Here is a 20407-nt window from a genome sequence, read left to right on the forward strand (position 1 = left end):
ACGTGAGCAGCACCAGCATCGACGACCTCCTCGGCTCGTACGAGGAGGGGCCGGCACGCGCCGAGCGCCCGCGCGGCGGACGGGTCCGGCAGGTGCTGCGTACGCTCGCCGTCACGGCGGCCGTAGTGGTCGTCCTGGTCGCCGGCCTGCGCGCGGTCGGGTTGCGGGTGTCGCTGGTGGTGCTGGTCGCCGGCGTGCTCGCGGTGCTCGCCGTGCGGCGGGTGACCGCCGGCCTCGCGCCGCCGCCCCCACCCCGGGCCGGCACCCGCACCTTCGCCGGTGACGGGCCCGCTCCGCGGGACGCGGTGGGCACCGCCATCAACGGGTGGGAGGTGCCGCTCGACTGGTCGGCGAACCGCCCCGAGCGCTTCACCGAGGTGATCCTGCCGCGCCTGGGTGACCTCGCCGACGAGCGGCTGCGGCTGCGGCACGGCCTCAACCGCGAGTCGGACCCCGTACGCGCCCGCGCCCTGCTGGGCGAGCGGCTCTGGACGTTCCTGGAAACCCCGCCCCGTCGCACCCCGTCGCCGCGCGACCTCGCGGCGATCGTCGCCGAACTGGAGAAGATATGAACGACGTGGACCGCAGCATGCCCGCCACGGAGGTGGGCCACCTCGCCCGGGCGGTGCTGGAGGCGGTCGGCCAGGTCGTCGTCGGCAAGCGGGATGCGCTGGAGCTGGTGCTCGCCGGGATCCTCGCCGGTGGACACGTGCTGCTGGAGGACCTGCCCGGCCTCGGCAAGACGCTGACCGCGCGTTCGTTCGCGCAGGCCCTCGGGCTGGACTTCCGCCGGCTCCAGTTCACCCCCGACCTGCTCCCCGCCGACGTGACCGGTTCGTTCCTGTACGACCAGCGCAGCGGTGACTTCTCGTTCCGGGCCGGCCCGGTCTTCACCAACCTGCTGCTCGCCGACGAGATCAACCGGACGCCACCGAAGACCCAGTCGGCCCTGCTGGAGGCGATGCAGGAGAAGCAGGTGTCGGTGGAGGGTGTCACGTACCGGCTGGACGAGCCGTTCCACGTGCTGGCCACCGCCAACCCCATCGAGTACGAGGGCACCTATCCGCTGCCCGAGGCGCAGCTCGACCGGTTCCTCCTGCGGGTCTCCTTCGGGTACCCGGAGCACGGCGAGGAGTGGGAGGTGCTGCGCCGGCGGATGGCCCGCCGGCGGGAGGAGGCCGAGATCAAGCCGGTCGTCGACGCCGGCACACTCCGCGCCATGCAGACGGCGCTGGAGGACGTGGTGGTCGAGGACTCGGTCGGCCATTACATCGTGTCGCTGACCGCCGCCACCCGTGAACACCCGTCGGTGCTGGTCGGCGCGTCCCCGCGCGGTTCGCTGGCCCTGCTGCTGCTGTCCCGCGTACGGGCGGTGATGGCCGGCCGCGACTACGTGGTGCCGGAGGACGTCAAGGAGGTGGCGGTTCCGGCGCTGGCGCACCGCATCACGCTGCGCCCGGAGATGTGGCTGCGTCGGGTCGATCCGTCCTTCGTGGTCGGTGAGGTGCTGGAGGCCACGCCGGCCCCGGTCAGCGGCGCGCTGCCGAGCTACGCCGCCGGCCGGCCCGGACGTTGATGGCCGCGCCCGTCGTGTCGTCCCGCAGCGACGTGTCGGAGCCGGAGCCGGCCGCCGGCTGGGCGCCGACCCGGGCGCTGGGCCGCGCCGTGCTCCTGACCGGTCTGCTCCTCGTCGCGGGCGTGATCCTGGGCCGGGTCGACCTCATCGTGCTCGCCACCCCGTTCGCGGTCGGCACCGCGTACGCCCTGCGGCGCCGGCCGGCCGCGCTGCCGCAGGTGTGGGTCTCCCACGACGACGAGCACCTGGTGGAGGGTGGCGAGTTGACCGCGACGGTCACCGTCGGCAACCCGGACGTGGTCGACCACGACCTGGCGGTCCTCCGGACCCGCGTCTCGTCGTGGCTGCGGGTCGACCGGGCGACGATCGCCGGTTCCGTGACCCGGCTCGGCTCCGACTCGTCGCCGGCCACCGACCGGCCCTTCGTGACGGGCGTGCCGCGCGACACCGCCGTCGACGTGACCCTGCGCGGTGCCGCGCTGCGCTGGGGACGGCATCCGGTCGGCCCGGCCGGCGTCCGGGTGGCCGCCGCACAGGGCCTGCTGATCTCCCGCGTGGTCATCGCCGAGCCGGCCCGGGTGCGCGTCTACCCGGTGACCGAGCCGTTCGAGGCCGTGGAGGCGATGCCCCGCGCGGCCGGGCTGGTCGGCGCGCACCACTCCCGCAAGCCGGGCGAGGGCGGCGAGCTGGCCGGTGTGCGGGTCTTCGCCCCCGGGGACCGGTTGCGTCGCATCGACTGGCGGGTCTCCCTGCGGGCGCGGCAGTTGCACGTGGCGGCCACCCTGTCCGACCGGGACGCCGAGGTGGTGGTCCTGCTCGACGTGCTGGCCGAGGCGGGCCGCTCCGGCGGGGTGAAGGGGACGGCGTCGGTGCTGGACACCACCGTCCGGGCCGCCGCCGCGATCGCCGAGCACTACCTGTACCGGGGTGACCGGGTCGCGCTGCTGGAGCACGGCCCGGCCGCCCGGCGGCTCCGCCCGGCCACCGGCCGCCGGCAGTACCTCACGGTGCTGGAGTGGCTGCTCGACGTACGCGCCGAATCCTCACCCCAGGAGTCGTACGACCACCTGTTCGGCCCGCAACTGCTCTCCGCCGACGCGCTGGTGGTGGTCCTCACCCCGCTGCTGGACGAGCGTTCGGCGCAGATGCTGGCCCGGCTCGCCCGTTCCGGGCGGTTCGTGGTCGCCGTGGACACCCTGCCCGCCGACCTCCCTCCGCCGAAGGACCGGGGATGGGCCGAGGTCGCGTACCGGTTGTGGCGGCTGGACCGGGACACGATGATCGACCAGTTGCGCGAGCACGGCGTGCCGGTGGTCCGCTGGGCCGGCACCGGCAGTCTCGACCAGGTGCTGCGCGACGTGGCCCGCCTGGCCATCGCCCCTCGGGTGGGTGGCCGGTGAGCGCGAGGAACGCAGCGCAGCGGAGTCCCGCAGTCGCGAACGGAGGTGGGGCCCGGTGATCACCGTCGTCGCCGCCCGGCTGCGCGGGGCGCGGACCGCGCTGACCCGGGTCAGCCTCACGCCGATGCTGGTCCGGGTCGGCATCTTCCTCAGCGTGCTGGCCGGCCTGGTCCTCGCGTACCCGGCGGAGGTGCTCCTCGGCCGGTCGTTCGGCGGCCTGCTGCTGGTGGCGGTGCTGCCCGCGCTGAGCCCGCGGCGCGTCTGGCCGACCTTCGCGGCGCTGGTCACCGTGGGCGGGTGGCTGGTCGCCACCGACGGGTACGGCCGGCCGATCGCCCTGTGGCGGCTGCTCGCCGTGGCGGCGGTGCTCTACCTCACCCACACGCTCTGCGCGCTCGCCGCCGTGCTGCCGTACGACGCGGTGGTGGACCCCGAACTGATCGTGCGCTGGCTGCTGCGGGCGGCGGCCGTGCTGCTCGCCACCTCGGTCCTCGGCGTCCTGCTGGTGGAACTCGCCGCCGTCGGCGACGGCCGGGGAATCCAGGCGGCGACGGTCGTCGGCCTGGCGCTCGCCGCCGTGGTGACGGCGTTCCTGGGCTGGCTACTGCGCCGGAAGTGAGCACCGGAGCAGGGGAGTTACGCAGCTCACAGGTGTTGTGCTCCGTCACAGATGGGGGCCGCGATCGGGATTACCCGGGCCGCCCGGGGAAAGATAGACGACGTGAATCCGAAGCGGATCCTTGTGGTGGGTGCCGGCCACGTCGGCCTGTACGCGGCCCTGCGCCTGTCGAAGAAGCTCAGCTCCCGTGAGGCTGAGGTCATCGTGGTGGACCCCCAGCCCCACATGACCTACCAGCCCTTCCTGCCCGAGGCGGCGGCCGGCAACATCTCGCCGCGCCACTCCGTGGTGCCGCTGCGCCGCGAGTTGCGCAAGTGCAAGGTCGTGGCCGGTGCGGTGAAGCGGATCGACCACGACCGCAAGACCGCGGTGGTGCAGCCGATCAGCGGCCCGGCCCGGGAGATCCCGTACGACCACATCGTCGTCGCCCCCGGCTCGGTGTCCCGGACGCTGCCGATCCCCGGCCTGCACGAGCACGGCATCGGGTTCAAGACCATCGGCGAGGCCATCTACCTGCGCAACCACGTGCTGGACCGGCTCGACGTGGCGGCGGCCACGGCGGACCCGCGGGTCCGGCGCTCGGCGCTGACGTTCACCTTCGTCGGCGGTGGTTACGCCGGCATCGAGGCGCTCGCCGAGATGGAGGACATGGCCCGGGACGCCCTGAAGTACTACCCGGAGCTGAAGCCCGAGGACATGCGCTGGGTGCTGGTCGAGGCGACCCAGCGGGTGCTGCCCGAGGTCGACCGGGACATGGGCGCCTACACGGTGCAGCAGCTGCTCAAGCGGAACATGGACATCCGGCTGGACACCCGGCTGGAGTCGTGCGTCGACGGCGTGGTGAAGCTCTCCGACGGCGACAGCTTCGCCTCGGACACCATCGTCTGGACGGCGGGTGTCAAGCCGTCGCCGATGCTGGATGCGACCGACTTCCCGCGTGACGAGCGACGCCGCATCACCTGCCTGCCCACCCTCCAGGTCGTCGACGGCGACCGGGTGGTCGAGGGCGCGTGGAGCGCCGGTGACTGCGCCGCCGTGCCGGACCTGACCAAGGAGCCCGGCAACTACTGCTCGCCCAGCGCGCAGCACGCCGTCCGGCAGGCCGCCCGGATGGCCGACAACATCGCCAACGTCATCCGTGGCCGCGAGCCGGTGGACTACAAGCACAAGCACGCGGGCAGCGTCGCCAGCCTCGGCCTGCACAAGGGTGTCGCGCAGGTCTACGGCATCAAGATGACCGGCTGGCCGGCGTGGTTCATGCACCGGACGTACCACATGAGCCGGATCCCGTCGTTCAACCGCAAGGTCCGGGTCGTCGTCGACTGGTCGCTGGCGTTCTTCCTCAAGCGCGAGGTGGTCGCCCTGGGCCAGCTGCACGACCCGCGCGAGGAGTTCGTCGAGGCCTCCCAGCCGGTCGGCGCCCGCCCGATCTGAGGTGTCGGTGTAAGGGTTGAGGTGTAAGGAAGGGCCCCTTCTTACCGTCTCCGGTAGAGGAGGGGCCCCTTCTTAACGCCCCCCGGGTGTCTCAGACGCGCCAGATCCAGGCGTCGGCGATCCGGGTGGACGGGCCGTACAGGTCCTCCAGGGTGCCCCGCAGGCTGTCCGCGTACGGGGTGTCCACGGTGAGCGCCACGCAGGACGCGTCCCAGAAGTCGGCGTCCCGTTCCGCCTGACGGCGCTGTTCCTCTCCGACGGCCGGCCGTAGGCCCCACGTGGCGACCTCGGCGAGCAGTGCCGAGGTGGGCTGCTTGGAGGTGCCGATGGTCGCCGCGCCGTTCCTCCCGTGCGGGCCGATGAAGAAGCCCTCCGGCATCCCGAACGCGACGTCCGTGGCTGTCGCCCAGCGCATCGGCCACGGGTCGCGCGGGGTGGCCGGCGGCACCGGGACCAGCACCCCACCGGGCGGTACGCACTGGCGCCAGTACCCTCCGGTGATGAACTCCGGCACCGGCGGGCGCCCACTCGTGGGCAGAGGCGCCGGGAACAGCGGCAGCAGGGCCGCGCCGACCACCGCCGGGACCAGCCGGCGAGCCCGTCCGGTGCTCGCCGACGCTCGGTCGACGGCCAGGACCACCAGCGTGGCGGCCAGCGGGAGCACCACGAGCGCGAAGCGCATCGGCAACGCGCCGTCGACCACCGGTACGTCGGCCAGCAACGCGAACGGCCCCGGCACCCCGGTGTGCTGCCCGTCCACCACGAGCCGGGGGCCGAGCGAGAGCGCCCCCATCGCCAGCGCCGAGACCAGGCAGGCGACCACCAGTGGCCGGCGCCCGAGCCAGAGCGCGCAGCCGACGGTGACCAGCAGGAGCGGCCAGCCGAGGAACGTGTTGTACTCGGCGGGGCCGGTGGTCAGTCGGGCCGCGTCGTCACCGCCGACCACGGACAGCGGTGACAGCGTCCACCAGCTGCGCAGGTCCGCCGAGAAGTAGTGCGGGCTGAACAGGCCCGTGGCGACGCCCTGCGGCCCGAGGAACTGGAACCACAGGGGCCACCCGACGACCAGCAGGGCCAGCCCGGCGGCGACCACCATTCCGCCGGTGAAGGCGGGCAGGGCGCGCCGCGCCAGGTCCCGGTCCACCACGGCGTAGGTGACCGCCATCACCAGCAGGGTGACGAAGGTCAGGAAGAGCACCTCCTCGCCGACGAACACCTGCGCGCTGACCGCCGCGGCGAGCCCGACCGCCGAGCTGAGCAGCCGCAGTCGGTCCGGCCCGCCGCGGCCCGGGTCGGCGGCGCGCAGCATCCGGACGACCAGCCAGACGATCACCGGGACCAGCCACTGCGCGGTCATGTGCAGGTGGCTGTTGGTCTGGGAGACCATCCCCGGACCGAAGCCGCACAGGGCCGCGCCGAGCCCGGCGGCGAGCCGGCGGGCGCCCAGCGGCCGGGTGAACAGCAGGTACCAGGCGACCGCCGTACCGGCCAGGTTCGCCCCGGCCAGCAGGGCGAACGTGACCGGCGCGCCGAGCGTCAGGGTGACCGGGGCGAGGAGCACGCCGAGCGCGATGACTGTGGTGTTGGCCATCAGGTTCACCCCGTCCGGCGCGTTCAGCCGGTCGGTGAGCAGGCCGAAGTCGCCGAGCAGCGCCCGTGCGTCGACCGCGAGGAACCACTCGTAGAGCACCTGGTCCGCCGGGTTGAGCGCCATCGTCCGGGAGCCGGGGTCCGGCCACAGTCCGTGGGTGAGCCAACCGGCCGCGGCGAGGAAGAGCAGCACGACCGCGAGGTCCGCCCGGGAGCGGCCGACTGCCGCGCGCAGCCGGCCCCACCACGGTGAGCGGTCGTCAATTCGGCGTACGTCCTGGTCAGGGGCGGCGTCGGGTGCCTGGGGGGCTGCGCTGCTCACGGCCTCGACCCTAGTGCCGGCACCGCCTCGGGGTACGTCGGGTCGCGGGTGACCCGCTACGGTGACACTGCATGTGCGTGCGTTCACCCGCCCGGGTGGTGGAACGGCAGACACGGCCGCCTTAAAAGCGGCTGCCGCAAGGCGTGCGGGTTCGACCCCCGCCCCGGGCACCGAACCTTTCAGCTACCGCTCAGGGTTGTGATCTCCACGGGAGTGGCTTCGCCGTTTACTCTTGACAGTGCACGTTGACGTGCAATGACCCCCTGAGGGAGGCCTGACAGTGAAGACTTCGAACCCGGTGCTCGCCCGGCTCGGCCAGGCGGCCGAGCGGGAGCGCTCCGCCGGGTACGCCCCGACCGGGCCGTACGGGCAGCCCGGTTACCCCCAGCAGTACCCGGCGGAGGCCGGTTACCCGGCCGCTCCGCCGGCCGTCAACACCATGTCGATCGACGACGTGGTGGTCAAGACGGTCACCCTTCTCGGCATCCTCGGCCTGTCCGCCGCGGCCGCCTGGGTGCTGGTCCCGGACGCGCTGCTCGGCGTCGCGTGGATCGGCGCGGCGGTGGTCGGTCTCGTACTCGGTCTGATCATCTCGTTCTCCCGGATGGCGAACCCGGCGCTGGTCGTCGCGTACGCCGTCGTCGAGGGCGTCTTCGTCGGCATGGTCAGCAAGTACTTCGAGACGCTCTACAGCGGCATCGTGCTCCAGGCGGTGACCGCGACGTTCGGCGTGTTCTTCCTGATGGCCGTCCTCTACCGGGCGAAGGTCATCCGGGCGACGCCGGCGTTCGTCAAGGGCATGATCGCCGTGATGGCCGGCCTGTTCGCCGTCATGCTGATCAACCTGGTGCTGGCGCTGTTCGGCGTCAACACCGGCCTGCGTGACGGCAGCCCGCTGGCCATCGGTTTCAGCCTGGTCTGCATCGTGGTGGCCTCGCTGAGCTTCGTGCTCAGCTTCAAGGAGGTCGAGGACGGCGTCCGGATGGGGCTGCCGCAGCGCTACTCCTGGGTCGCCGCCTTCGGCATCCTGGTCAGCCTGGTCTGGCTCTACATCGAGATCCTGCGCCTGCTGAGCTACTTCCAGGGCGACGACTGACCGTCCGCCCCGCACCCTCGACGGCGCCCGTCCCCTCCGGGGACGGGCGCCGTCGCGTTCCCAAACCCGCCCCCCGCGCCGCCGCCCGCCCCCGCGATCTTGCACTTTGTGTCGGGGCGAAACGGTCACAGCCGGCATAACGGCGACCTCAAGTGCAAGATCGCGGGGGACCGGGGGTGCGTAGACTCGCGGGATGGGTGGACCTGGGCTGGAGCGGGCGGTGGAGCTGCTCGTGCGGCAGGCGGGGCACTGGCAGCAGCCCCGCTGGGCGGCTCCCGCCTCGACCGGGAACGTGTCGCGGGCGGATCTCGTGCACCGGCTGGTGCAGGAGCTCGCCAATCTGGTGGCGGACGTGGAGGGCCTGCCCCGCCGTACGGTCCCTCGGCTCGACAACGACCTCGCCCTGCCCGACCAGCTCCGCGTGGTCACCGCCGACCTCCTGGCAGCGGGTCCACCGGCCGACGTGCTGGCCCGGGCCGCCGACGAGGTGGCGGCCACCCGCGCCGCCCTCTGATCCCCGGTCACGGCACCCGGTCCGCGTACGCGACGGCCCGCCGACCCGGAAGCGGGTGGGCGGGCCGTCGGGCGAGCGTCAGCTCAGGCGCTCGAGCACCATGGCCATGCCCTGGCCGCCGCCGACGCACATGGTCTCCAGACCGATGGTCTTGTCGTGCCAGTCGAGGGCGTTGAGCAGGGTGCCGGTGATCCGGGCGCCGGTCATGCCGAACGGGTGGCCGATGGCGATCGCGCCGCCCATCACGTTCAGCTTCTCCTCGGGGATGCCGAGCTGTCGGTAGGACGGGATCACCTGGGCGGCGAACGCCTCGTTGATCTCCACCAGGTCCACGTCGTCGATGGTCATGCCGGCCCGCTTGAGCGCCTGCTTCGAGGCCTCGACCGGACCGAGGCCCATGATCTCCGGGGAGAGGGCGGTCACGCCGGTGGACACGATCCGCGCCAGCGGGGTCAGGCCCAGGTCCCGTGCCCGCTGGGCGCTCATCACCACCACGGCGGCGGCGCCGTCGTTGAGCGGGCAGCAGTTACCGGCGGTGATCCGTCCGTCCGGGCGGAACACCGGCTTCAGTCCGGCGACCGCCTCCAGGGTCACACCGGCGCGGGGGCCGTCGTCGGTGCTGACCACGGTGCCGCCCGGCGTGGTCACCGGGGTGATCTCCCGGGCCCAGAAGCCGTCGGCGATGGCCTTCTCGGCGAGGTTCTGGCTGCGTACGCCGAACTCGTCCATGTCGGCGCGGCTCACGTCGTACGCCTGGGCCAGGTTCTCGGCGGTCTGGCCCATGGTCAGGTAGATGTCCGGCAGCTCGCCGGCCTCGCGCGGGTCGGACCACACCTCGGCGCCGCCCTGCGCCCGCCGCGCGGAACGCTCGCGCGCGGCGGCGAAGCGCGGGTTCTCCCAGCCGCCGCCGACCAGCGCCTGCGCCTCCGGCGGCAGACCGTCGGAGTTGCCGCGGGCGTACCGGGAGACGGTCTCCACACCGGCGGAGATGAACACGTCGCCCTCGCCGGCCCGGATCGCGTGCATCGCCATCCGGGTGGTCTGCAGCGACGAGGCGCAGTACCGGGTCAGCGTGGCGCCCGGCAGGCCGTCGAGGCCCATCAGGGTGGCGACCACACGGGCCATGTTGAAGCCCTGCTCGCCGCCGGGCAGGCCGCAGCCCAGGTAGAGGTCGTCGATCTCGGTCGGGTCGAGCTGCGGGATCTTGTCGAGGGCGGCCCGCACGATGGTCGCGGCGAGATCGTCCGGACGGACGTCGCGCAGGGACCCCTTGTGCGCCCGGCCGATGGGGGAGCGGGCGGTGGCGACGATGACGGCGTCGCGGGACGACTCAGTCGGCATGAACCAACGTTAACCCGCTGGTAACTTGGCGCGGAAGCCGCGCCGACGGCGGGAAATGTCACCCGCGCCGTGGTGGCGTCAGCGGCGGGGAGCGACGGCCGCGGCGGCGGCGACGGCGGGCAGCAGGGCATGCGCCCACACCCGGTAGCCGTCGGCGGAGGGGTGGAAGCCGTCGTGGCAGAGCGTCCCCGCGTCCGCGCGGAAGACCGGACCGGTCTCGGCGGCCAGGTCGACCACGGTGCCGCCCGCGTCGAGCACGGCGGCGGTCTGCGCCCGGGCGACGCAGCGCCCCGACCAGCCGACGAGGTGCCGCAGCGGCGGCGCGATCGAACGGACGGCGCCGAGGTCCGGGCAGGTGCCCACGACGACCTCGACGCGCGCCTCGCGCAGCCGGTGCACGGCCGCACCGAGGTACGCGGCGGCGTCGGTGGGCCGGCGCAGGGTGGTCGCGTCGTTGGCGCCGATGAGGATCACCGCCACGTCGGGGCGCTCGCCGAGCAACGCACGGGCCACCTGGGTGGCCAGGTCGGTCGAGCGGGAGCCGGAGACACCGACGCTGGACAGGTGCACCTGCCGACCGGCGGGGCCTTCGGCGAGGAGGTTGGCCAGCTGGCCGCCGATGGTGTCGTCGAGCCGGTCGACGCCGACGCCGAGGGCCGACGAGTCACCGAGCAGCACCAGTCGCAGTGGGGGCGCTCCGGGGCGGCCGACCGTGGCCCGCAGGGCCAGGCCCAGCTCGGGCTGGGCGTACCGGCGGTGGCGGGCGACGAAGGCCTGGCCGGCCAGGACGGCGGCGCTGCCGACCAGGGAGAGCGCCGCGGCCCGGCCCAGCCGGCCCGCGAGCGTCGAGGGGGAGAGGTGCTCGCTCATGCCGCGGCCTCCAGGTGGTCGGCGCCGGCGGTGAGGGCGCCGTCGAAGATGGTTGGCTCGCTCATGCCAGTCCCTCCACTGTCGGTGAGTCGGTGGCCGGACCGGACGGGGCGCCGGCGCCGACACCGAAGAACGCCCGGCGACGCAGCTGCGCCCACCGGCCGCCGGGCCCGCGGTCGCGGCCCCGGACCTGGACGCCGCTGACCTCCGTGCCCGCGTGCCGGGCCGCTTCCTGTGCGGCCTCCGGCAGTGACCGTACGCCCTCGCCCCGGGCCGGCGCGGCCCGCCGTTCCTGCCCCGCGCCGAGGGCGGACAGCACGGTCGGCAGTAGCGCGGCGGCGGCCACGGCGTAGCCCTCCGCCGAGGGGTGGAACCGGTCCCAGGCGAACATCCGGGTGGGCTCGGCGGCAAAGCGGGGACCGAGGAGGTCGCCCAGGGAGACCGTCCAGCCGCCGGCCTCCACGACCGCCACCGTCTGGGCGGCGGCGAGCTGCCGGCTCCAGCGCCGGGCCAGCCACCGCAGCGGCGGTTGGATCGGACGGATCGCGCCCAGGTCGGGGCAGGTCCCGACGACCACCTCGCAGCCGACGGCACGCAGTGCCTTCACGGCGTTGACCAGGTAGCGGACGGCGAGCACCGGCGGGGTCCGGTTGGTGACGTCGTTGCCGCCGATGAGGATCACCGCGATGTCGGGCTGGCACTCCAGCGCGGCGTCCACCTGGTGGCGCAGCACGGCGGAGATGGCGCCGACCACGGCGAAGCGGTGCAGGCGGACCGGCCGCTGCAGCCGTCGGGACAGGCCGGTGGCGAGGAGTGCGCCGGGGGTCTCCCGGCGCCGGTGCACCCCGTAACCGGCGGCCGAGGAGTCACCGAGCACCACCATCGTGATCGCCGGGCCGGGCAGCCTCGCGCCGTACAGCCCGTCGCAGCGGGGCGGCGGGGCCTCGGCCATCGGGATGGTGCGGCGGGCCTGGCGGGCCTGGCCGACGAGGACGCCGCCGGTCGCGACGGCGGCCGCCGCGGTCGCGCCCGTGCCGATCGCCGCGACACGGGCGATCTGCCGGACGCGCTGCCAGCGCGGACCACCTCCGACGAGGGAACCAGCCACCTCCATGAACCGACATTATCGCGCCGGCACGACACGCCGCTGTCGTCGTCACGGCGCCCGGGTGCCTGGAAGACGACGCTTCTGGGTATCTCTGTCACAGGTGCCGCCGGGTGACTGCCGGGCTTGCGCGGACCCGCCACGCTGGCGGACGGAGAGGGGCTGGAGACATGGGGAAGACACTGCAACGCAGCGCGGCGCTCACCGCGCTCGCCCGGGCGCTGATGGCCGGAGCCCGGGGCGGCCCGTCGCTGGGGAAGCGGCTGGCGGCACTGCCGCGGATGGTCCGGGCCACGGCCCGGGGGGAGTACGACGGCGGGCTGCGGCTGGCGCTGATGACGGCCGCCGCGGCGTACGTCGTCTCGCCGGTGGATCTGCTCCCCGAGCTGCCGCTGGGGCTGTTCGGGCTGGCCGACGACGCGGTCCTGGTCACCTGGCTGGCGGGCAGCGTGCTGTCCGAGACCGAACGGTTCCTGGAGTGGGAGGCGCGGCGCAGCTCTGTCGTCCCGGGGCAGGTTGTTGGCTGACGGCACGTAGGCTGGGCGGCGAGTATTCGTCTGCCCGGCCGCCTCCGGCGGCGCCGGAGGAGAAGGGCACAACCACGTGCAGTACTACGACAACGTCGTCGAGATGATCGGCAACACCCCGCTGGTACGGCTGCGTAGCGTCACCGAGGGCATCCAGGCGACCGTGCTGGCGAAGGTGGAGTACCTCAATCCGGGCGGTTCGGTGAAGGACCGGATCGCCCTGCGGATGGTCGAGGACGCCGAGGCTGCGGGGCTCCTGAAGCCCGGCGGCACCATCGTCGAGCCGACCAGCGGCAACACCGGGGTCGGGCTGGCGCTGGTGGCGCAGCTCAAGGGTTACAAGTGCGTCTTCGTCTGCCCGGACAAGGTCAGCCAGGACAAGCAGGACGTGCTGCGCGCGTACGGTGCCGAGGTCGTGGTCTGCCCGACCGCCGTCGCCCCGGAGGACCCGCGCTCGTACTACAACGTCTCCGACCGGCTGGCCCGGGAGATCCCCGGCGCGTGGAAGCCCGACCAGTACAGCAACCCGGCCAACCCGCGCTCGCACTACGAGACGACCGGCCCGGAGCTGTGGCAGCAGACCGGCGGGGAGATCACCCACTTCGTCACGGGCGTCGGCACCGGCGGCACCATCTCCGGTATCGGGCGCTACCTGAAGGAGGCGTCCGAGGGGCGGGTCAGGGTCGTCGGCGCGGACCCGGAGGGCTCCGTCTACTCCGGCGGCACCGGCCGCCCGTACCTGGTCGAGGGCGTCGGCGAGGACTTCTGGCCGGAGACGTACGACCGGGGTGTCGCCGACGACATCATCGAGGTCTCCGACAAGGCGTCGTTTGAGATGACCCGCCGCCTGGCCCGCGAGGAGGGCCTGTTGGTCGGCGGCTCCTGCGGGATGGCCGTGGTGGCGGCGCTGGAGGTGGCCCGCAAGGCCGGCCCGGACGACGTGGTCGTGGTGCTCCTGCCCGACTCCGGCAAGGGATACCTGTCGAAGATCTTCAACGACAGGTGGATGGCCCGGTACGGCTTCCTGGACGACTCCGGCACCGAGCCGACCGTGGCCGACGCGCTCGCCAGCAAGCCGGGTGGCCTGCCGGAGCTGGTGCACGTGCACCCGACCGAGACGGTCCGCGACGCGATCGACTACATGCGCGAGTACGGCGTCTCCCAGCTCCCGGTGCTCAAGGCCGAGCCGCCGGTGGTCACCGGCGAGGTCGCCGGCTCGATCGCGGAGAAGGACCTGCTCGACGCGCTGTTCACCGGGCAGGCGCACCTGCACGACACGATCGAGCGTCACATGGGCGAGCCACTGCCGATGATCGGTGGGGGCCAGCCGGTGAGCGAGGCGGTGGCGATGTTGGAGAAGTCCGACGCCGCCCTGGTGCTGGTCGACGGCAAGCCGAAGGGTGTGCTGACCCGGCAGGACCTGCTCGCCCACCTCGGCGCCCGCTGAGACGTGAGAAGGCCCTCTGCCATCGGCGGGGGGCCTTCTCGACGGCTCGTCATCGGGACAGCTCCGTGGGTACGGCGACCGCGTCCACCAGCGCGCCCTTACGCAGAACGGTGATCGGAAGGCGGCTGCCGATGGCGTCGCCGAGCATCAGCCGCTGCAGGCCCTGACCGTCGCTGACCGGCCGGCCGCCGGCCGACAGGATCACGTCGCCCAGGTAGATGCCGGCCGTCCCGGCGGGGCTGCCGGGCACCACCTCCACGACCCGCAGGCCGCGCCGCTGGCCGGTGCGCGTGACGACCTCCGGCGGCAGCGGCACCGGTACGCCGGCCACGCCCAGCCACGCGCGGCGTACCCGGCCGTGTGCGGTGAGGTCCGCGATGATCCGTCGGGTGGTGCCGTTGATCGGCACGGCGAGGCCGAGCCCGTAACCGGCGACGGCGGTGTTCACCCCGACGACCCGGCCCCCCGCGTCGGCCAGCGCTCCACCCGAGTTGCCCGGGTTCAGGGCGGCGTCGGTCTGGATGACGTCCTCGATGAGACGGGTGACCCGTCCGTCCCGGGCCGGCAGCGACCGGCCCAGTCCGGAGACCACCCCGGCGGTGACCGACCCGGCCAGCCCCATCGGGTTGCCGACCGCCACCACCAGCTGGCCGATCCGCAGCCGGTCGGCGTCGCCCAGTTCGACCGCGGGCACGGTGGCCTCGTCGACCCGCAGTACCGCGAGGTCCGAGAGCGGGTCGGCACCGACCACCCGGAACCGGGTCGCGGTGCCGTCGCCGAACTCCGCCGAACCGCCCGTGGCGCCCTGCACCACGTGCGCGCTGGTCAGCAACAGGCCGTCGGCGCCGATGAGGACGGCGGAGCCGGCGCCGGCACCGCGCGGGGTCCGGACCGACAGTGCGGCCACGCTGGGCAGCACCCGCGCCGCCACCGTCGTGACCACCCGTGAGTACGCGTCGAGCGCGGCGACCTCGGCCGGCTCGGGCGTCGTGTGATCGGTGTCCATGCCCGGGGCAACGCCGTCGGGCCGGCGCCCCATGCCCCGATCCGCTCAGAGCGAACGCCCCCCGTCGCCGGGCCGGTCGACCCGGTCGTCACGAATGCCGTCGGAATCACCCGATGCTCACCGTCAGTAGGAGCGATGCCCGCCACCGAGAGTGACCGTGGATCGCCGGGGCGATGGCGACCGCTTGGCCCGCTTTGCTCTGCACCCTCATGCGCGCCGGGCCCTGGCCTGCGGCGCCGGCACCGGCGTATCCGGGTTGGGCAGGGCGGGTGGTCACCGAAGGTGACTGGCGCTTATCAGGGTGCAGAGCAAAGTGGTGCGGTGGGACACGTGCGGGCTGCTCGATTCGTCACGGAGAGTGACGACCGTCCGCGAGGCGCACGGGACACTACGGGCTGGGGGCGGCGGCGGTTGGGCGCGCAGGCCGGGCGATGCGACCGGCCCGTGGGGTCACAGGTCGCGGGCGTAGCGGAGCTGCGGCGTACGGCGCGAACCCATCCACTCCTCGCGTACCACCCCGGTCGGCGTCCAGCCGCCACGCTCGTAGAAGCGGCGGGCGTGGGCGTTCTCCCGGAGCACCCAGAGCGCCGCGCGTCGCCACGACCGGGTCCGCATCGTCGCCAGCGCGTCGACCATCAGCGCACGGCCCACACCGCGTCCCCGCTCCGCCGGCTCCAGGTGGATCGCGTGCAGGATGCCGGTCGACGGGTCCCCCTCGTCGTCCGGGCCGACGTAGCTGAAGCCGGCCAGTGCACCGTCCCGCTCGGCCACGGTCAGCGTGTGGTCGTCACGCTCCCAGCCCCACCGTTCCGTCCACCAGAGACCCATCGCCTCCGGCGACGGGTCGGACAGCACCTCCGGAGGCAGGAAGGCCGAGTAGGCGGCGACCCGGGAGCGGTGGTGCAGGGCACCCACCGCCATCAGGTCCCCCGGAGCCCCGGGGCGGAGCGTGACGGTCACCCGGCCGAGGCTACCCGGCGGGGCGGCACCGGCACCGTCATCAGGTCCTCGGCGACGACCAGATCCCCGTCGAAGTGTTCACGGGCCTCGTCGGCGAAGCGGCTCGTGTCCGCGTACCGCTGGGAGAAGTGGGTGAGCACGAGCCGGCGTACGCCCGACTCGGTCGCCACCCGCGCGGCCTGCGCCGCGGTGAGGTGGCCGACCTCGGCGGCGAGCGCGGCCTCGGAGTCCAGGAAGGTCGACTCGATGACGAGCATGTCGGCGTGCTCGGCGAGGGCGTACACCCCGTCGCAGAGCCCGGTGTCCATCACGAAGGCGAACCGCTGCCCCGGCCGGGGAACGCTCACCTCGTCCCGGCTGACGCGGCGCCCGTCCACGTCGAGGTGGCCGACGCGGAGCAGCTCCCCGACCGCCGGACCGGCGATGCCGTACGCGGCCAGCTTCTCCGGCAGCATCCGGCAGCCGTCCGGCTCGACGAGCCGGTAGCCGTACGTGTCGACGGGGTGCCGCAGCCGGCGGGCCTCCAGGGTGCCGGATCGCAGCGGGATCCGCTGCCCGTCGGTCCCGATCGGCTGCACGGCCAGCTCGGCGGTCTCGTGGAAGGAACTGGCGTGCCGCAGCCGGGCGAAGTACTCGGCGCCCTCGGCCGGGAAATGCACCGCCACCGGGTGGGGCACCCGGTCCAGCGAGAGGCGCTGGACGATCCCGGGCAGGCCGAGGCAGTGGTCGCCGTGGAAGTGGGTGACGCAGATCCGGGTCAGGTCGGTGGCGGTGACCGTGGTGTGCACCAGTTGCCGCTGGCTGCCCTCACCCGGGTCGAAGAGGATCACCTCGTCGTCCCAGCGCAGCACGTACCCGTTGTGGTTGCGCCGCCGCGTCGGCGCCTGGCTGGCCGTGCCCAGCACCACCAGTTCGCGCATCGCCACGGAGACCTCCCGGCCGGGCATATGAAGCGACCCCCGGGGCTTCCGCGCTCGCGCGCGGGCCGACTGGACTGGGTCGGCACCCCGGGGGTCGGGTGGCTGTCGTGGTTTCGCCGCACCGCTGCCACACGGTCTCGACGATCGTGCATGCCCGCCTCGCGGCGGACGAGTTTTCACTGTCGAGGACAGCGGCTAGCGGACAGCCACCTCACGAGTCCGATTGCTATACAAGTCTGGACCACCTCCTTTCCCGTGTACCGCCACGCTATCCACTTCCCGGCGGCTCCGGCAACGGATTTCGATCACAAGGCCGGCGGGAATACGCGCCGGGTGTTCACCGGCCGGCCAGCGGCGCGACACCGGGGGGTGCCTGCGCGGGAGGCCGCCGCCGGTCATCATCGGCCCATGGCGACGAGCGAACCGCGAGCCGTGCCGCGCCGACGGGCTTGGGGAGAGGCCGGCCGGGCGGGCCCGGCGTGGAGCGTCTGGGCCGCGGTGGTGGTCGTACTCTGGCTGCTCGCCCGGCGGATCGGTGGTGCCGCCGATCCGGTCTGGGCCGAGGCGGTCGCTCTGGTCGTCGTCATCGGCGTCGCGACGGTGTCGGCGCCGCCGGTGTGGGGTCACGTCGTCCGGCCGCCCGCGGACCGGACCGGCACGTCGGGCGGTGGGCCTCAGTCGATGCCGATCGGGCCCTCGCGCGGGCCGTCGGTGTTGGCCGGCTGGACCGCCAGCGACGGGAAGTCGGCCAGGTCGCCCTCCGGCTCGGCGTCCCACTCGGGGAACACCAGGTCGCTCTGGAGGTAGAGGCAGAGCAACTGGGTGAGGTGCCGCAGCCCGTCGAGGTGGGTGCGCTCGTGCCCGTGGGTGGCGTCCACGCCGAACCCGAGCAACGCCACCCGGGCGTGCGCGCCCGCCTCGACCGCCGCCGCCACGTCGGAGCGGTAGAACTCGAAGACGTCCCGAACCAGGTCCACCCCGTGCTCCCGGGCGATCGAGGCCAGGTTGCGGGTCAGGTGGTAGTCGAACGGGCCGACGCCGTCGCCCATCGCCAGGGTCGCCGCGTTCTCCCGGGACTGCTGGCCGGGGGCGACCACCGCCGCGTCCACCGAGACGATCTCCGCGACGTCCGGGTCGAGGCCGTGGGACGCCCCGTGGCCGATCTCCTCGGTGACGGTCACCAGCAGGTGCGCGGTGACCGCCGGGGTGACGCCCGCGTCGACCATCGCCTTGAACGCGGTCAGCACCGCCGCCACGCCGGCCTTGTCGTCCAGGTGCCGCGACTTGACGTACCCGGTCGGGGTGATCTGCGGGTTCGGCAGGAACGCGACGAAGTCGCCGGCGTCGATCCCCAGTGCCCGCAGGCCGGCGATGTCCTCCACCGGCTCGTCCACCCGGACCTCGACGTGCTGCCAGCCGACGCCCTGGACGTCGACGTCCTCGTTGTAGCGGTGCCCGCTGGCCTTGAGCGGGAGCACCTGGCCGGTGATCACCCGCTCCAGGTCGTCCGTGAAGATCCGTACGTGGGCGCCCTCGGCGAACCGGGCGCTGTGCGTACCGATGGTCTTCAGCTCCAGCCGACCGTTCTCCTTGAGGCGCTTGACCATGCCGCCGATCGTGTCGGTGTGCACCACGATCGCCCGGTCGGCGCCGGTGGACCGAGGGCCGGTCAGGCACGCGCTGAGTGCCCCGCGCCGGGTGAGCGTGGAGGAGATCCCGAGCGCCGAGAGGCGTTCGCCCACGTACTGCTGCACGTGGTCGGTACGCCCCGACGGGCTCGGGATCTCCAGCAGCTCCAGCAGCACCTGGCGCAGGTAGTCCATGTCGAGCGGAAGTGGGGCGGGCTTGCGTACGGTCATGACGCCGAGCTTGCCGCACCCGCGGGGACCCACAGACGCTGAGGTGCCCGCGTGCCCGGGAAGAGCAGGTCGACGAAGCGCTCGGCGGTCGGCTGCGGCTCGTGGTTGGCCAGGCCGGGCCGCTCGTTCGCCTCGATGAACACGTGCTCGGGCCGGTCCGGCGCGGGCACCAGCAGGTCCAACCCGGTGACCGGGATGTCCAGGGCCCGGCTCGCCGTCACGCACGCCTCGGCGATCGCCGGGTGCAGTTCCGCGGTGACGTCGTGGATGGTGCCGCCGGTGTGCAGGTTCGCGGTCCGGCGGACGACGAGGACCTCGCCCTCGGGCAGGACGTCGTCCATCGCGTACCCGGCCTCGGCGACCACCTCGCGGGTCATGTCGTCGACCGGAATCCGCGACTCGCCGCCGGTGGCGGCGGCCCGGCGCCGGCTCTGCCGGTCGATCAGCTCGGCGACGTCGTGCACCCCGTCGCCGGTGACGGCGGCCGGCCGGCGGACCGCCGCGGCCACCACCTCGTGGTCGATGACGACGACCCGCAGGTCCTCGCCGGAGCACAGCTCCTCCAGCAGCACCTCGGGGCAGAACCGGGCGGCCAGTTCCACGGCGGCGGTCAGCGCCTCGGGCGTCCGCACACCCACCGTGATGCCGTTGCCCTGCTCGCCCCGCGCGGGCTTGACCACCAACCGGCCGACCTCGGCGAGGAACGCCACGTCGGCCCCGTCGCCGGTCGCGGTCCGGCCGCGCGGCACGCGCAGTCCCGCGTCGGCGAGGATCCGGCGGGTGACCCGCTTGTCGTCACAACGGCTCATCGCCACCGCCGAGGTGAGCTCGGACAGCGACTCGCGGGTGAGGACGGTCCGGCCGCCGACGGTGAGCCGTAGCTCGCCCCAGGCCGGGTCGGTCACGTCCACCCGGATGCCGCGGCGCATCGCCTCGTCCGCAACGATCTTCGCGTACGGGTTGAGCCGGTCGTACCCCTCGGGCATGGCGGGCAGGAACAGCCGTTCGTTGATCGGGTTCTTCCGTTTCACGCACAGCGTCGGCGTCCGGTAGAAGCCGAGCCGCTCGTAGAGCCGGATCGCCCCGGCGTTCTCCGCCAGCACGGACAGGTCCACGAACGCCCGACCGCGCTCGACCAGCCGGGCGGCCAGCGCGGTGATCAGCGCCTGACCGGTGCCGGGCGGAGCGGCGTTGAAGTCGACGGTGAGGCACCAGAGGCTGGCGCCGTCGTCCGGGTCGTCGAAGACGGCGACGTGGTCGACGCCCGTGATGGTGCCGACGATCTCACCGGTGGCGTTCTCCGCGACCAGGTGCAGGAACCGGTCGGTCCCGGCGTTGTCGACCAGCACCTCGACCGGCGCGGTGACCATGCCGTTCGCCGCGTAGATGCGGTTGACGGCGTCCGCGTCCGCCACGTCGCGCAGCGCGCGGATCGTCAGGCCGGGGATCGCGCCGTCGTCCGGCAGCTCGTGGTCCAGCGGCAGCCGGTACGTCAGCGACGGGTCGATGAACAACTCGTCGGGCAGCCGCGACACCAGCACGTGAGGATCCCGCAGGTAGATGCAGATGTCCCGGGAGCCGGCGGCCTCCGAGCGCAGCACGTCGGCGACGGCGGCCTGGTCGGCGAAGGTCTGCCCGAAGACCAGACGGCCCCAGCCGCAGTCCAGCACCACGCCGGCGGTGCCGTCCGGTGCGGTGTCGGTGACCGGTCCGGTGGTCGCGGCCACCGGGTCGCCGCCCGGGCCGACCCGCTCGAAGCGGCGGATCCGACCCCGTACCTGGTCCGCCCGGGCCACCCCGGTCGCGAGGGTCTCGGTCACG

General features: G+C 73.5%; 17 protein-coding genes, 1 tRNA gene and 1 pseudogene. 10 read left to right on the forward strand and 9 right to left on the reverse strand.

The genetic code is table 11. The annotated features are described in order from the left end of the window. Nucleotides 1-2: 2 nt before the first annotated feature. The 5 genes from ACTMSW_RS01485 to ACTMSW_RS01505 all read left to right on the forward strand — a co-directional run bounded on the left by ACTMSW_RS01485 (nucleotide 3) and on the right by ACTMSW_RS01505 (nucleotide 5029). Nucleotides 3-572 carry a hypothetical protein gene (locus tag ACTMSW_RS01485; protein ID WP_441178577.1) on the forward strand — a complete coding sequence of 190 codons (570 nt, stop codon included), beginning with the start codon at nucleotides 3-5 and terminating at the stop codon, nucleotides 570-572. Beyond that, entirely contained in the window at nucleotides 569-1576 is a 1008-nt protein-coding gene (locus ACTMSW_RS01490; RefSeq protein WP_441178578.1) for an AAA family ATPase, read from the forward strand. Before ACTMSW_RS01485 ends, ACTMSW_RS01490 begins: the two co-directional genes overlap by 4 nt. Further along, on the forward strand, nucleotides 1576-2976 hold the full coding sequence (locus ACTMSW_RS01495) for a DUF58 domain-containing protein (protein ID WP_441178579.1): 1401 nt from the start codon (nucleotides 1576-1578) through the stop codon (nucleotides 2974-2976). The genes ACTMSW_RS01490 and ACTMSW_RS01495 overlap by 1 nt, the downstream gene beginning before the upstream one ends. A gap of 58 nt (nucleotides 2977-3034) precedes the next feature. After that, complete coding sequence (locus tag ACTMSW_RS01500) at nucleotides 3035-3595, forward strand: hypothetical protein (protein WP_441179038.1); 561 nt, start codon at nucleotides 3035-3037, stop codon at nucleotides 3593-3595. 102 nt (nucleotides 3596-3697) lie between these two features. Then, nucleotides 3698-5029 carry an NAD(P)/FAD-dependent oxidoreductase gene (locus tag ACTMSW_RS01505; RefSeq protein ID WP_441178581.1) on the forward strand — a complete coding sequence of 444 codons (1332 nt, stop codon included), beginning with the start codon at nucleotides 3698-3700 and terminating at the stop codon, nucleotides 5027-5029. A gap of 91 nt (nucleotides 5030-5120) precedes the next feature. Here ACTMSW_RS01505 and ACTMSW_RS01510 read toward each other — a convergent pair whose 3' ends face one another. Next, a complete protein-coding gene (locus ACTMSW_RS01510) occupies nucleotides 5121-6941 on the reverse strand; it encodes a hypothetical protein (RefSeq protein WP_441178582.1) in 1821 nt (606 codons plus the stop codon). Between the two features lie 89 nt (nucleotides 6942-7030). Here ACTMSW_RS01510 and ACTMSW_RS01515 point away from each other — a divergent pair. The 3 genes from ACTMSW_RS01515 (at nucleotide 7031) to ACTMSW_RS01525 (ending at nucleotide 8551) form a co-directional block, all read left to right on the forward strand. Continuing rightward, a tRNA-Leu gene (locus tag ACTMSW_RS01515) sits at nucleotides 7031-7111 on the forward strand. A 110-nt stretch (nucleotides 7112-7221) separates the two neighbouring features. After that, on the forward strand, nucleotides 7222-8037 hold the full coding sequence (locus ACTMSW_RS01520; protein WP_441178584.1) for a Bax inhibitor-1/YccA family protein: 816 nt from the start codon (nucleotides 7222-7224) through the stop codon (nucleotides 8035-8037). A 193-nt stretch (nucleotides 8038-8230) separates the two neighbouring features. Beyond that, nucleotides 8231-8551, forward strand: a complete 321-nt coding sequence (locus ACTMSW_RS01525; RefSeq protein WP_441178585.1) for a hypothetical protein — start codon at nucleotides 8231-8233, stop codon at nucleotides 8549-8551. A gap of 78 nt (nucleotides 8552-8629) precedes the next feature. On the opposite strand, the gene ACTMSW_RS01530 is transcribed toward ACTMSW_RS01525, so the two are convergent. The 3 genes and pseudogenes from ACTMSW_RS01530 to ACTMSW_RS01540 all read right to left on the reverse strand — a co-directional run bounded on the left by ACTMSW_RS01530 (nucleotide 8630) and on the right by ACTMSW_RS01540 (nucleotide 11876). Then, on the reverse strand, nucleotides 8630-9892 hold the full coding sequence (locus tag ACTMSW_RS01530) for an acetyl-CoA C-acetyltransferase (RefSeq protein ID WP_441178586.1): 1263 nt from the start codon (nucleotides 9890-9892) through the stop codon (nucleotides 8630-8632). A gap of 78 nt (nucleotides 9893-9970) precedes the next feature. After that, nucleotides 9971-10762 (reverse strand): SGNH/GDSL hydrolase family protein, encoded by a 792-nt coding sequence (locus ACTMSW_RS01535; protein ID WP_441178587.1) that lies wholly within the window; start codon nucleotides 10760-10762, stop codon nucleotides 9971-9973. Further along, a pseudogene (locus tag ACTMSW_RS01540) lies at nucleotides 10759-11876 on the reverse strand (SGNH/GDSL hydrolase family protein). Before ACTMSW_RS01540 ends, ACTMSW_RS01535 begins: the two are co-directional and overlap by 4 nt. A 161-nt stretch (nucleotides 11877-12037) precedes the next feature. Here ACTMSW_RS01540 and ACTMSW_RS01545 point away from each other — a divergent pair. After that, nucleotides 12038-12394, forward strand: coding sequence for a YkvA family protein (locus tag ACTMSW_RS01545; RefSeq protein ID WP_441178588.1), 357 nt, complete (start codon nucleotides 12038-12040; stop codon nucleotides 12392-12394). Nucleotides 12395-12470: 76 nt separating this feature from the next. After that, a complete protein-coding gene (locus tag ACTMSW_RS01550; protein WP_441178589.1) occupies nucleotides 12471-13841 on the forward strand; it encodes a cystathionine beta-synthase in 1371 nt (456 codons plus the stop codon). 49 nt (nucleotides 13842-13890) lie between these two features. Here ACTMSW_RS01550 and ACTMSW_RS01555 read toward each other — a convergent pair whose 3' ends face one another. The 5 genes from ACTMSW_RS01555 to ngg all read right to left on the reverse strand — a co-directional run bounded on the left by ACTMSW_RS01555 (nucleotide 13891) and on the right by ngg (nucleotide 20406). Beyond that, the gene (locus tag ACTMSW_RS01555; RefSeq protein ID WP_441178590.1) at nucleotides 13891-14847 is read right to left on the reverse strand and encodes a S1C family serine protease; all 957 of its coding nucleotides are present in this window, start codon (nucleotides 14845-14847) and stop codon (nucleotides 13891-13893) included. Nucleotides 14848-15297: 450 nt separating this feature from the next. After that, nucleotides 15298-15807 carry an N-acetyltransferase family protein gene (locus tag ACTMSW_RS01560; RefSeq protein WP_441178591.1) on the reverse strand — a complete coding sequence of 170 codons (510 nt, stop codon included), beginning with the start codon at nucleotides 15805-15807 and terminating at the stop codon, nucleotides 15298-15300. After that, nucleotides 15804-16733: a ribonuclease Z gene (locus ACTMSW_RS01565; RefSeq protein ID WP_441178592.1), complete on the reverse strand. Its 930-nt coding sequence runs from the start codon at nucleotides 16731-16733 to the stop codon at nucleotides 15804-15806. Before ACTMSW_RS01565 ends, ACTMSW_RS01560 begins: the two co-directional genes overlap by 4 nt. A gap of 668 nt (nucleotides 16734-17401) precedes the next feature. Next, the gene (locus ACTMSW_RS01570; RefSeq protein WP_441178593.1) at nucleotides 17402-18586 is read right to left on the reverse strand and encodes an osmoprotectant NAGGN system M42 family peptidase; all 1185 of its coding nucleotides are present in this window, start codon (nucleotides 18584-18586) and stop codon (nucleotides 17402-17404) included. After that, nucleotides 18583-20406, reverse strand: coding sequence for an N-acetylglutaminylglutamine synthetase (gene ngg, locus ACTMSW_RS01575; protein WP_441178594.1), 1824 nt, complete (start codon nucleotides 20404-20406; stop codon nucleotides 18583-18585). The genes ACTMSW_RS01570 and ngg overlap by 4 nt, the downstream gene beginning before the upstream one ends. Between the last annotated feature and the right edge of the window lies 1 nt (nucleotide 20407).

This window comes from Micromonospora sp. BQ11, from assembly GCF_052068135.1.
Lineage (GTDB): Bacteria > Actinomycetota > Actinomycetes > Mycobacteriales > Micromonosporaceae > Micromonospora.

Coding starts and splice junctions, on each gene's coding strand:
- ACTMSW_RS01495 (WP_441178579.1), top strand. CDS start 1,576: ATGGCCGCGCCCGTCGTGTCGTCCCGCAGCGACGTGTCGGAGCCGGAG.
- ACTMSW_RS01535 (WP_441178587.1), bottom strand. CDS start 10,762: ATGAGCGAGCACCTCTCCCCCTCGACGCTCGCGGGCCGGCTGGGCCGG.
- ACTMSW_RS01490 (WP_441178578.1), top strand. CDS start 569: ATGAACGACGTGGACCGCAGCATGCCCGCCACGGAGGTGGGCCACCTC.
- ACTMSW_RS01555 (WP_441178590.1), bottom strand. CDS start 14,847: ATGGACACCGATCACACGACGCCCGAGCCGGCCGAGGTCGCCGCGCTC.
- ACTMSW_RS01545 (WP_441178588.1), top strand. CDS start 12,038: ATGGGGAAGACACTGCAACGCAGCGCGGCGCTCACCGCGCTCGCCCGG.
- ACTMSW_RS01570 (WP_441178593.1), bottom strand. CDS start 18,586: ATGACCGTACGCAAGCCCGCCCCACTTCCGCTCGACATGGACTACCTG.
- ACTMSW_RS01525 (WP_441178585.1), top strand. CDS start 8,231: ATGGGTGGACCTGGGCTGGAGCGGGCGGTGGAGCTGCTCGTGCGGCAG.
- ACTMSW_RS01530 (WP_441178586.1), bottom strand. CDS start 9,892: ATGCCGACTGAGTCGTCCCGCGACGCCGTCATCGTCGCCACCGCCCGC.